9 protein-coding genes and 3 pseudogenes are annotated in these 12,700 nt (G+C 36.0%); 4 read left to right on the top strand and 8 right to left on the bottom strand.

What is annotated here, in order from left to right; translation table 11 throughout:
- Positions 1–116: 116 nt before the first annotated feature.
- The 4 genes from NL281_RS07420 to NL281_RS07405 all read right to left on the bottom strand — a co-directional run bounded on the left by NL281_RS07420 (position 117) and on the right by NL281_RS07405 (position 4,069).
- Positions 117–515 (bottom strand): EVE domain-containing protein, encoded by a 399-nt coding sequence (locus tag NL281_RS07420; protein ID WP_077188253.1) that lies wholly within the window; start codon positions 513–515, stop codon positions 117–119.
- On the bottom strand, positions 515–1,711 hold the full coding sequence (gene ftsZ / locus NL281_RS07415; RefSeq protein ID WP_253303270.1) for a cell division protein FtsZ: 1,197 nt from the start codon (positions 1,709–1,711) through the stop codon (positions 515–517). The genes NL281_RS07420 and ftsZ overlap by 1 nt, the downstream gene beginning before the upstream one ends.
- Before the next feature lie 245 nt (positions 1,712–1,956).
- On the bottom strand, positions 1,957–2,475 hold the full coding sequence (locus NL281_RS07410) for a hypothetical protein (protein ID WP_253303269.1): 519 nt from the start codon (positions 2,473–2,475) through the stop codon (positions 1,957–1,959).
- 85 nt (positions 2,476–2,560) lie between these two features.
- Positions 2,561–4,069: a YifB family Mg chelatase-like AAA ATPase gene (locus NL281_RS07405; protein WP_253303268.1), complete on the bottom strand. Its 1,509-nt coding sequence runs from the start codon at positions 4,067–4,069 to the stop codon at positions 2,561–2,563.
- 122 nt (positions 4,070–4,191) lie between these two features.
- Between NL281_RS07405 and NL281_RS07400 the strand changes: the two genes are divergently transcribed.
- Together NL281_RS07400 and NL281_RS07395 are read left to right on the top strand one after the other, a co-directional pair.
- A complete protein-coding gene (locus tag NL281_RS07400) occupies positions 4,192–5,031 on the top strand; it encodes a polysaccharide deacetylase family protein (RefSeq protein WP_006280389.1) in 840 nt (279 codons plus the stop codon).
- Complete coding sequence (locus NL281_RS07395; protein WP_253303267.1) at positions 4,986–6,560, top strand: penicillin-binding transpeptidase domain-containing protein; 1,575 nt, start codon at positions 4,986–4,988, stop codon at positions 6,558–6,560. Before NL281_RS07400 ends, NL281_RS07395 begins: the two co-directional genes overlap by 46 nt.
- Positions 6,561–6,859: 299 nt before the next feature.
- Here NL281_RS07395 and NL281_RS07390 read toward each other — a convergent pair whose 3' ends face one another.
- Positions 6,860–7,054 carry a hypothetical protein gene (locus NL281_RS07390; RefSeq protein ID WP_253303266.1) on the bottom strand — a complete coding sequence of 65 codons (195 nt, stop codon included), beginning with the start codon at positions 7,052–7,054 and terminating at the stop codon, positions 6,860–6,862.
- 86 nt (positions 7,055–7,140) lie between these two features.
- Between NL281_RS07390 and NL281_RS07385 the strand changes: the two are divergent.
- A pseudogene (locus NL281_RS07385) lies at positions 7,141–7,857 on the top strand (phage terminase large subunit); the annotation flags it as partial.
- A gap of 66 nt (positions 7,858–7,923) precedes the next feature.
- Here NL281_RS07385 and NL281_RS07380 read toward each other — a convergent pair.
- The gene (locus NL281_RS07380) at positions 7,924–8,793 is read right to left on the bottom strand and encodes an IS982 family transposase (RefSeq protein WP_253303228.1); all 870 of its coding nucleotides are present in this window, start codon (positions 8,791–8,793) and stop codon (positions 7,924–7,926) included.
- Between the two features lie 92 nt (positions 8,794–8,885).
- Between NL281_RS07380 and terL the strand changes: the two are divergent.
- A pseudogene (gene terL, locus NL281_RS07375) lies at positions 8,886–9,566 on the top strand (phage terminase large subunit); the annotation flags it as partial.
- 443 nt (positions 9,567–10,009) lie between these two features.
- On the opposite strand, the gene NL281_RS07370 reads toward terL, so the two are convergent.
- Positions 10,010–11,179 (bottom strand): IS4 family transposase, encoded by a 1,170-nt coding sequence (locus NL281_RS07370; RefSeq protein ID WP_253302993.1) that lies wholly within the window; start codon positions 11,177–11,179, stop codon positions 10,010–10,012.
- Positions 11,180–11,685: 506 nt separating this feature from the next.
- Positions 11,686–12,667 (bottom strand): annotated as a pseudogene (locus NL281_RS09365) (IS3 family transposase).
- Positions 12,668–12,700 lie beyond the last annotated feature (33 nt).

The raw sequence follows: 12,700 nt of genomic DNA, 5'->3' as shown, positions 1-12,700 counted from the left end.
TTGTGTTTGATGCAAAATCGGCTATAACGTTTAATGCACTGCCTTCGAGACAAATATTCATACAGCTGTGCGTTGTGTGCTGAGATGACATCATTTAGGAACTGAAATGACAGGTATTACACATCACTCATCCTTATTATTTCATTCCATTCAATTTCCGAAACTGGGGCAATTGATAAACGTGGTTGTTTTAATATAGTCATATTTTTCAAAAGTGGGTTTTGTTTTATATTATTTAACGTTACTTGGTTATTTAAAGGTTTCAAAAACTTTACATTCACTAATCCGAACTTGGGATCATTAACATGATAATACTCTTTAAATACTTCAACGATTCCAAGTATTGCTTTCTCTTTACCTGTATGATAAAAAAACGCAAGATCGCTTGCTTTCATAATTTTCATGTAATTTTGAGCTTGATAATTGCGCACACCATCCCACTCAACTACCTGATCCTTTTCCATTTTTTGCCATGAGTATTCACTTGGCTCTGACTTGAGTAGCCAAAATTGCATTATTTTTTTCTTCTTAAGTAAGCTGGTATATCATAGATATTGCTGCCCCACTTAGCTCCTTCGCTTACCTGTTCAGCTGGTTTTGTTTCCAGTGTTTTGTCTTGCGTACTTTCACTTTGACTATATGGCCACTTAAATTTCTCTTTCTCTGAGCCTTCGCTCTGACTTATAGGTGAAGTTTCTGATTTATTATTGCGACCATCAATGCCAGTTGCAAGAACAGAAACTCTAACTCTTCCCTCCATCGCTTGATCAAAAGTAGCACCAAATATTATATTTGCATTTTCATCTACTTCTTCACGCACTCTATTGGCTGCAGCATCAACTTCAAACAGAGTCATATCTCCGCCACCAGTAATGTTAATTAATATTCCTTGCGCACCTTTCATTGATACATTATCAAGCAATGGATTAGATATTGCAGCCTCTGCAGCGCTAATTGCTCTATCTTCTCCTTCTGCCTCTCCGGTGCCGATCATCGCTTTGCCCATCTCGCTCATTACTGTTTCTATATCAGCGAAGTCAAGATTGATAAGCCCTGGCATGACCATCAAGTCAGTTACTCCTCTGATGCCAATATGCAGAACATTATCAGCAAGTTTAAATGCATCAGAAAATGTAGTTTTTTCATTTGCAATTCTAAATAAATTCTGATTTGGAATGACAATAAGTGTATCCACGTATTTTTGCAGTTCTTCAAGTCCAAGCTCTGCAATGCGCATGCGGCGCACACCTTCAAAACCGAACGGTTTAGTTACAACTCCAACAGTCAATATCTTTTTTTCTTTTGGCGCTCTATCCTTAACTGCGGCTCTTGCTTCTCTGGCTGCTTTTGCAATTACCGGTGCTGCACCGGTTCCAGTACCACCGCCCATTCCTGCTGTGATGAAAAGCATATGACTATCTTTTATATGCTCCATAATCTCATCAATTGATTCTTCTGCTGCACCTTTGCCAACATCAGGCAAGGCACCAGCACCAAGACCCTTAGTTAAATTAATGCCAAGCTGAATTTTTTTATCACATAACGACTTTTCTAGTGCTTGAGCGTCGGTGTTTGCGACAACAAAATTCACTCCTTGCAAATTAGATTGGATCATGTTATTCACAGCATTTCCGCCAGCACCACCTACTCCCACAACGGTAATCCTTGGGTGTAATATAGGTAACTCCGGCAGACTAAGATCAATAGACATTTAAATTACTCAAATTTAGCGAATTCACTTGATAATAAGTTACTGCTTTTTTAATAATATGCAAATACTTTTCACTTCTATAGGCGTAAACAGTAAACGGGATTTACTTATTCTTAATAACATTTAAAATAACAGATAATAACTTTATATTTTTAGAAGGTATCATTCTACTGATGCAAAAAAATAGAAAATGTTTATAAAAAGGGACAGAGACTATCCCTTTTTATTCTGTTTAAGCTACTTTATTATGCTTTTGCTGGTACCAATCCAACTGCTACCGCAACATCATTCAAGAATGTTGATGTATCACTAACAATAAATTTTAGCTTATCATTATCAATTTTAGGCTTATCATCATCTTTTTCACAGACCTTAAGAATCTCTTCTCTCACTGCATCAATTTGATTTGCCTTACTACTATTCTTATATGCATACACAGGTGCAGCTATTAAAGCCGCCACCGCAGCAACAACTATCAAACTAGCAACTAGCGGATGAGCAACTGCAAATGTAGACATTGCAGTAATAGCAGGACTAACGAGTGTTGCAGCTTTTGTTCCAACTGTACCAACGAAAGCCGCATAAGCTGGGCTCAAAAAATAAGCAGCTGTAAGCGAAATTGCTGCTGCAATTGCTACAAAAGTCGCGGCCGTTTTGTATGGATTTTCTTTTACAAGATTCCAACCTTGCACAGGAACTTCTTTAGTTGCTGACCAAAGGCCCTCTTGACTATATTTCTGTTTTATTACTTCAATCCTTGCCATAACTCTACTCCTTAAATAGAATATTAAAATTTCATTAAGAATAATATATAGTAAAAAAAAGCTGCCTGTCAAGTAATTTAATTTACTAGTATAATCTGATTCTGTAATTCAGCGCTTCAGCAATGTGTGCTCTTTTTACTTCTTCACTTTTTGCAAGATCTGCAATGGTTCTTGCAACTTTTAATACGCGTGTGTAGCCTCGATTGGAAATGTAATTTTCTTTCAGTACGTATTTTAGCAATTCTAACCCTGCCTGATCTGGTTCAGTAAATTTATTAAATGCTTCACCGCTTACTTCTGAATTGCAACGAATATTTAATTCACTATAGCGCTCAGTTTGAACTTTTCTTGCTGCTATCACTCTTTCTCTTATGATTTTAGTACTTTCTCCCTCCACAGAGATTTCAGGAGAGAGTATGCTAACGTTTGGCATTTCAATGCATATGTCTATTCTATCAAGCAATGGGCCTGATATTTTGTTTTTGTAATCTGTGCCACACTTTGGAGCTTTGTTGCACGATCTGCTTGCATCACCTAAATAACCGCACCTGCAAGGGTTCATTGCAGCAATCAGTTGAAAATTTGCAGGGTAGGTTATGTGAGCATTTGCCCTTGCAACGGTAACTTTTCTATCTTCAAGTGGTTGGCGCAGAGAATCAAGCACAAGTCTTGGAAATTCTGGCAACTCATCAAGGAATAACACGCCATTGTGAGCCATGGTAATTTCTCCAGGTTTTGCATTCTTTCCTCCCCCTATCATCGCTGGCATAGAGCATGAATGATGAGGTTCACGAAAGGGACGAGTTACTTTGAATATTTCATTACCAGTTTTTGTTATGCTGGAAATAATATTAACATCAATCATCTCCTGTTCGGTTAAATCAGGCAGCAATCCTATAAAGCGCTTAGCAAGCATTGATTTTCCAGTACCAGGAGGGCCAACAAGAAGCATATTATGCCCACCTGCTGCTGCAATTTCAGCTACTCTTTTTGCAACAACTTGGCCTTTAATATCCTTCATATCGGGAACCAATCTTTTTTCTTTGGGTGCATCACTATATTTAAAAATTACTGGCTGAATTAATTGCTCACCCTTAAAGTGTCTGATAATATCAGTTAATTTCTCTATAGCTAGAATTGAAACATTCTTTACCCATGAAGCCTCTACTCCATTTCCCCTTGGGCAAATTACTCCTTTATTTCCCTGTTTTGCATTGATCGCTGTTGGCAGCACTCCTGAAACTGGAATAACTCTGCCATCAAGGGCAAGCTCACCCATAATGATATAAGACTGAACTTTTTCAACTGGTATCACATTCATTACAACAAGTAGTCCAATAGCAATAGCCAAGTCATAATGACTGCCTTCTTTCAGCAAATCCGCAGGGGAGAGATTAACTGTAATTCTTTTTGGAGGTAGTAGTAGATTGATTGAATTTAACGCTGCTCTGATGCGTTCTTTGGATTCCGCAACAGTTTTATCTGGCAATCCAACAATATTAAAAGCTGGAATACCATTTGCCATATGAATTTGTGCATTGACATTTACTGTGCTAATTCCCTGAAGCGCAACGGTATTTATATTTGCAATCATAATATATTATATAAAATTGTTAATACAATATATTAAAGAAGCGATGAAGTAAAGGCTACAGCAATTAAAGATGGCTTAACTTAGCAAAAAAGTGTAGTATTCTATCACTTTGCTGATTACAAATGTTTATAAGGATAATCACTTTTTTCTTACTATATTCAAGTACGGCTTTTTGTAGTGATTGTAATTTTAATTTACCATACTGTGGGCTCAGTTGTAATCTAGATCTATCATATAGAAATTTAAGTAATATAAAAAAATTATTGAATAACGACGATAAGTTTGTTGCGCTTACGTTTGATGATGGACCTTCCAACAATAGAATAAACGATATTATTAATGTTCTGGAAAGCTATGAAGCAAAAGCAACATTTTTTGTGCTTGGTGAACGTATAAATGAAAAAACGTCTGAAATAGTAAAGAAAATTCATGAATCAGGTCATGAGTTAGGCAATCACTCTTGGTCGCATAGGAAGTTGACATCACTTTCAAGTGAGGAACAATTGCAAGAATTGGAAAAGACAAATACAGCAATTAAAAATGCAATAAAACAAGATGTAAAATGGTTTCGTCCGCCATATGGATGTTATGACGATAATCTGATTGAAAATACTGATCAATTAAATATGTATTCAATATTATGGACAGTTGATTCGCTAGATTGGCAAGGTGATAAGCCAGAAACTTTAGTTGAAAGAGTTTTAAGTAATGTACATAATGGAGCAGTTATACTGTTTCATGATCACAATAACAGGTCAAACACAATTGAAGCTTTACCTCATATTATTAAAATACTAAAAAAATCAGGTTATAAGTTTGTGACCTTAAGTGAGTGGGAAAAAAGGGTTTGTAATACGGTAAAAGCCAGAAGTGTAACAATAAAAGAGGGGAAAAAAGTGCGTTTTGAAGGAATGTTATGTGGACAAAAAATAAAGTCTTTAACCGCAGAGCATTCATATTAGGTGGTATTCAGCTTACCATTTCCGCGGTTTTTAGTTGCAGGTTATATAATTTACAAATACGAAACAGACAAAAGTACGAAGCACTATCTAATAGTAATAGAATAAGAGTTGCTACTATTATGCCTCAGCGAGGCAAAATTTTAGATAGGAATAGCGTTGAACTTGCAATAAACAAAATTTCGTATGTTGTTTTGTTTGATGGTTCTGGTAAGGAAGTTGATTTGCAGACATTATCAGAAGTCGAGTCTAAAATAGCAAAATCGTCAGAAAAAATAACTGCTCTTTATAAACGTTATTACCCGTTTGGTTCAATGTGTTCTCATGTAATCGGATATACAAAAAGACAGCAAGGCATAAGCGAAGTAGGAATCAGCGGTATTGAATATACATATGATCATATATTGAAAGGCAAGTCAGGAAAATCTGAGCAGGAAATAAATTCTAAAAAACGCGTCATAAAAGAATTATCAAGCATACCACAACAAGACGGACAAGATGTACAACTGACAATTGATATTAATCTGCAAGAGAAAACCGCAGAGGTATTTAAAGATCACCAAGGCTCCGCAGTGGTAATTGATGTAAATAATGGAGAAATTTTAGCATTATATAATTCACCTTCTTACGATAATAATCTTTTTGCTAGCAGGCTATCAAATGAGACTTGGGAGAGCTTGAATGCTCCTTCATTGCCGCTCGTGAATCGTGCGTTATCATATCAGATTCCACCTGGTTCAATATTTAAAATAATAGTTGCGCTTGCAGCTTTAAAAGATGGAATAATAACACCAGAAGAGAAATTCTCGTGCAAGGGCTATATGAAAATAGGTGAGCGGAAATTTCGTTGTCTGAAAAGCAAAGTCCATGGGTATGTATCTTTAAATGAAGCAATGGCATTATCATGCAACACTTACTTTTATAATATAGGGAAAAAAATAAGTGTAGACTCTCTAGTAGAAATGGCCAGAAAATTTGGTATTGGAAGTGGGCCACTGATTGGAACGTTTAAAGAAGAAGCTCCAGGGTTGTTGCCAGATAGAGATTGGCGTACACGAAAGCTATATTCGCAGTGGTATTTAGGTGACACTATCAACTTAGTTATAGGACAAGGGTATATGCTTACAACACCACTACAGCTTGCAGTTCTTGCAGCGAGGATTGCAACAGGAAAAGAGGTAATTCCCCGCATTAAGATGAATGAAACGATACAAGATTTTCCCGATATTGATGTGGATTGTGAGCATCTTAGCATAGTTCGAAAAGCTATGTTTGATGTGGTGAATTCTAAAACTGGAACCTATAAGAAAGGGCTAAGCGGTATACAAATTGCCGGTAAAACCGGTACACCAGAGATAAACTCTAAGGGTGAAAGTCATAAGTTATTTATCGCTTATGGCCCTTACCATAACCCGCGCTATGCAATCTCTGTGTTTATAGAACACGGCAAAGCCCCACGCCAAGATGTTGCTATAGCTAATGAAATATTTCAGTATATGCTTGAAACTATGAGTATTAAACTTCTTGCATAACCATATAACAAACTTTTATTGGGAATAGAAACGAAAAAACTTACTTGACACCCTTCGCCAGCGCCCTTATCATGATAGTGAGGCTATTGTGTTTGCTTTCGCCAATCTGCAGATTAAAAGGTAAGGATTACTTAATGTATCGGCGTCTTATGTTCAATTTTTTGCAGTATATAGATACTGTATGTCTTTACAAAACTTCATCTACATCTAGATTTTTATCTAAATAAGCTGAACGCGCTTATAAAGCGTTACAAGACATCAAAAAATGCCAATACTCGACAGAGATAGTAAAAGACTAGCTAACTCGGGGATTCTTTGTCTTTTTTTCTGCTTAGTAAATTTCTTAAACATTTGCAGCGTAAGTTAGTTGCAATTAAAAGCGGCTGAATCTCGCTTGTCAAGCGTTTAAAACATAAAAAACGCCAATATTTTAAAGCGGATAATAACCACGGGGCTTCTTTTGCCTTTTTTTTATTTGGTAAATTTCTTAACATTTGTAATTGCAATTTAAGAGACCATAAAGGGTCAGTGCTCCTTTTTCTGTCATCCCAGCGTCACGCGTTGGTTTCAACATTATATCATGAACTTTCTAAAATTCATTGAGTTATGCTTTCAAACGGTAGTGCCGGGGTGTGAGTATAACGATTATCAGTATATAAAAGTCATAGCAGACAGGCTGGAAGCAGCGAGCGCTGGTGAAGTGAAACGAATAATATTCAATATGCCTCCGCGCTCGATGAAGTCCATGTGCATAAGCGTTGCGTGGCCCGCATGGATACTGGGAAACCAACCAACTGCGAGAATAATAGTTGCAAGTTATTCTCAGCGGCTCAGCGAAAAGCACTCGCTCGACACCAGGTGCGTGATGCAGTCTAGTTGGTATAGAGCGCTATTTCCAGAGATAGAACTATCCAAAGACCAGAATACCAAATATAAATTTCAAACAGTGCAGAGAGGATACAGAATCGCAACATCAGTTGGAGGGACGTTAACAGGTGAAGGTGGTGATTTCATCATCGTGGACGATCCGCTCAGTTCTGCTCAAGCTTTGAGTGAAACGCTTAGAAAGCGTGCCACAAACTGGTTTGATCAGACTTTAGTAACCAAGCTGAACGATAGAAAAAAAGGAGTCATCGTTCTTGTAATGCACAGGCTACACCAGGAGGACTTAACTGGACACCTTCTCTCCAAGCCAAAAAACATATGGCATCATATTTGTTTGCCAATGATTTCTGAAAATAAGCAGGTTATTTATTCAATCAAAAAGCCAATACCTCCCGTTCCTATCATCCGAGTAGCTCAGCACTGTGCGACCAGGCGATTATATAATAAACCAGCGTCACCTGTAAACGCGAATTCTGGACTAAGGAAGGAAGAAAGTATAGGAAATAGAAGGCTTTTTGGATTTGATGGAATAGGAAATGAGAGTAGAAAAGATATGAACCAAAAAATTAACAGGGGATCTATGGCGAGTGTGTTCAATTTCTAGTCTATTTTTTAGGTAACCAAAAACAGTCTCAATGATAGACCTTTTTCTCAGTAAAATCTTCTCATTTAGCGAAATTAATGCATTTTTCATACCTTTTTTCACCTTGGTAACAAGTTTCAAACCTCGGTCAAACAGCTTCTGAAAAAGCTCTTTTGCAATATAACCTTTGTCACCAAACAAAAGGCCGGTTAATTTTCCCGTCAGATTTGGCACAGGTATCCTATCATCAACATTGCCTTTTGTTAGCGTAAGTGCATGAATTTCACCATTTTCATTGATTACCATATGTAATTTGAAACCAAAAAACCAGCCGTAAGTACTCTTGCTTAATTTTGCAATTCCAGCAAAAACTTTGTTTTTGGATATTCTTTTTGCATGACAAACTGCAATGGGAGTTGTGTCTATATATGAAATTCCAGTGTTTTCTGACTGTCCACAAAGCCAATGCAACAACATTGCTAAATGCCACAAAACCCTAGGCTTTAGAGCAACAAACCTGGTATATGAAGGCAACTTTGGAAACTCTGATTTGTAGAGCAACGTTAGGTAATGTAGGTAGAAAGTTTTGAAATTTTTACACGGAGATTGTTGATATAGCAGGATTATTGTCATGATTTCGGAGTGCTCAATTTCCGTTATTCTTGTGGGTTTTTTACCATTTGGCAGTAGTTTACCTGCAAAATTTTTCTCTATATCTCTGCAAAAATCATCGACCAAACAAAACAGTTTTGTTATATCTTCCATGGGTAACCTCATCTATTTTTTTATAACTGCTGAGTTTACCCTGTTTTCTTGCCTTTTCTATTCTCCTTTAATCCAGAATTCGCGTTGTAAGGATATTATATTCAAGAGAAGAAGGTCAGTTGTTATATCCCCTTGATGGAGGAAAAGAAGAAGTTGAGATAATAAAAGCTGAACTTGGGAGTTACGCTTTTGCTGCTCAATATCAACAAAACCCTCTGCCGCTTTCAAGTGGTATAATTAAACCAGAGTGGTTGAAACGCTATAAAAAATTTCCTGATAATCTCTCGCATATAACACAAAGTTGGGATACTGCGGTTTCAACAAGTAACATGAGCAACTTTAGTGTCTGCACCACCTGGGCAAAAATAGATAATAAATTCTATTTACTCGACGTATATCGCGCAAAGCTTGAGTATCCAAAGCTTAAAGAACAGGTTTTGTCACTAGCTGCAAGATGGACGCCACACGCAATTTTAATCGAAGCAAAAACAAGTGGTCAACAATTGGTGCAAGAGCTAAAGACAAACAGTGATTTACCGATTATTGAAATAGTGCCACATGATGACAAGCTCACTCGATTTCATCAAATTGTTCCGATTATAGAGTCTGGCAAGGTTTTTCTGCCACATCAAGCAGTATGGCTGAACGATTTTGAGTATGAGATTTTAATGTTTCCTGAAACTCGACACGATGATCAAGTAGATAGTACCGTGCAATATCTCCAGTGGGTGAGAAACAGTACCTCCAGGGTTGCAGCTATACGAGCATTGTGATTTGAGTCTACCAGTACTGGGATGACAGCTAGGAGACAACCGTCATCCCGCTGCTTGTTAGCGGGATCTAGAGATACCGCGAATGAATCGCGGTATGACGTAGGACTGCTGTTATTCCAGTGTCTGGGCACTGCCGTCTTGGATGGAAAGGCTGGATCCAAGTAGTCAGCTACTCGTATGACATCTTTGTGTTTGAGGCAAAACCAGCTATAACATTTCTTCGCAAACAAATGTTCGTACAGTTGTGGGTCGTGCACAACTCTATTCCTATAGTGAGTAGCTCCCTCCTATCTTATTTATATCATATTTTTAACTTACCCAATAACATAAATTACTTTAGCTATGCTATAGCTAAAGTGGCTTAGGTTTACTTACAATTTGAAAAACAACAAATTCGTCATTCCGCTACTCGTTAGCGCTGCGGCGCATAAGTGTTGAAAGTATCAAAAATAACGTGATATGAGATGATCAACGGCATGTAAATTACCTCCCGACAGTAAAACAATCGAACGTATAAAAGAGTCATTTAGATCCAATGTGAATTGCAGTAATGCTATTTTGAACCCATGTAGATTATTTTTGATTTTATAAACAAGAAATAACAAAGCCGTAATAATAATCATGTAAATATACACCTTCATGCCATTCATAGTATGGCTTAAAAAGTGCTTATATCCAAGATTTTGCTTTATAAATTTAAAGAACACTTCTATATCCCATCTGCGCCTATATAGCTCTGTTACTTCATAAGCTGGCATTTCAAACAAGTTTGTCAAAAACCATATTTCATCTCCAATTTTATTTCTGATTTTTATTAGCCGTAGATCATGCTTTTCTGCCACTTTACCTCGTGCACGATAAAGATTAACTATTATATCTTCTAAAATCTCTGATCCATCCGATTTTTGTTCTCTTATAACTTTGTTCCTGCTTATAACATCATGTTTTCTTCCTACTTTAACTCTTGTGATAAATTTGTACTCCTTTTCATCAAATTCGGCAAAAGTTCCAACTTTTCTGATTCCTCTATCAAATAATAAAATATCCTCTTTTTCAACTTTAGCTTCATTAATTGCTCTCACTAATGCTATATCTTCACTACTTTCTTCTTGTCCTTTACAAAATCTTATACTTGTCGGCAATTGATCCTTTAATCCTACACTCACTTTAACTTGACTGTCGTTACTTTTACCGCCTATTTTTAGCCCATCTTTTATGAGATATCCCGATAAATTTATGATCGTCGAATCAAACTTATGTAAGTTATTTAATGTTTTTTGGGGTAATAGCTTTTTAATCTTGCTCATCAAATCAATATATACTCCCTTAAAATATTCTGGATTTATAACTTTTAACCTTTTTGACAAACCACTGTATGTTACTGTACTTTTATCGCTATTCTTATCCATTATACACCTGTTTATTACCATTTCTAGCGCTCTTAGGCTTGTTTTTTGCCCCATTAATATTAACTTCATTAGACCTTTAAATATAATCTTGCCCAACAATTTAGTATTACATTTATCTACTTCACTTAATTTTCCTAGCCTTTCTAAATCCTCATCTTTTATTAAATTTAGTACTCTTTCTATTTGATCCATTATTGCCTCCATTTTCTTGCAATAATAGTTCTTTATGTCTTTTTTGTGTTACTTTCAACACTTATGGTGTATGATCCCAGAGTGTGATGGTATGGGACCATACACCTAATCAAATAAAAATTAAAGAAGGAGAGTTGGTTGTAACGGTTGGAGATAACGACTTTGTTTTACCTGGAATTTACGTTGGATAAACTACAAAAAATAACAGGTAAAAATCAACGTAAATTTAAGATAAATCGATTTTATTAGTATTATCAAATCAAAATCTGTTTTTAATTAATCAATAATACTTTTTTACATATTTTCATCCCCTTTCATGGATTTTTTAATTTTATAGATGATATCTAATATTATTAGAAGCATTGTAAAATATCTTATGAGAAAAATTATAAAATATATTAGCATTATTGGTATTGCATGTTTGACCTTACCCAGAAAAAGTAGAGAGAAAGTTAAGACGTTTTTATCATGAGAATAAATTGTGCAGGAATGCAATAGTTAATAGTAGAATGTCTACGTTATTTGTTATAAAAGATTTCTATGTATTCAAATATGGCAGTTCTGGTTTGTTGAGCGAGAAGTATCAATAAGCAGCTCCCTTTTAAGTGAACTTTTCTGCAACAGAGTTATCGTAACAACAGCCCTTATGGCTCATGCTGGAAATGATGTTTTTTGTATTCAATAGAAATTGGTAATTTTGAGAGGTATACTGTGACCCTTGATCGCTATGTAACAGCAGATTTTTATCGGGTTTGCGTTTATCAACGGCCATCAATAAAGAATCTATAACTAATTATCATGTTACTCATTAACCACCATGCGTGAATATAGGTCAATTATTGCCGCCAACAACCTTCTTTAGTTTTTATGTAGGTAATCCCAAACTTTATTTGGCTGATCAGTAGTAAAATTTTGATCCAATGTGTTCGGAGCCACAACTCGGTTGCTTATTTGCTGTTTTTTATTTTTGAACCTTCGTCTAAGCTTGGTTTTAATGCCATTTTCTTGCATAACACTTTGTACTGTTTTAATTTTTGCCTAAAGCTTTTAATTCAGCGTGAATTTTAGGGGCTCCATATCTGCATTTAGAATGCTTGATGTATTTTTTGAATATCTGCTAGAAGCCCTTCTTTTGCTAATTCTTTACTGCTTTTTTCCTTAGCAACCAATACCACCAGTACAAAACCCTACATAGTTCCTGTGTTTTATAGCAATTTCTATATAAAAGAATACTTTACTCTTTTTCTTTGCCCAGGGCTTTTTTTAAGATGTCTCTTTCTCTTGTTAGTTCTTTTTTTAGATCAAATCTTTCTTTGTCATAAGGAGCCTTTGCCTGGAAATGCGTATGCTCCAGACATTTTTCCATCATATTTTCTTACTTAACATACTGCCATCTATACCTAGATCTTTTGCTATTTTTGTACTTGCTTGACCTGTTTCTTTAACCAGCTTAACAGCTTCTAATTTGAATTCTGCTGTATATTCTCTTCTATTTGTCATATTTTGAAAAAACGTTTTATTTTACTCCAAAAA

This window comes from Wolbachia endosymbiont of Phyllotreta cruciferae (assembly GCF_918697765.1).
Taxonomy (GTDB): Bacteria; Pseudomonadota; Alphaproteobacteria; order Rickettsiales; family Anaplasmataceae; genus Wolbachia; species Wolbachia pipientis.
Note: the sequence above shows the minus strand (reverse complement) of the source record. Positions and strands in the feature narration are given on the sequence as shown.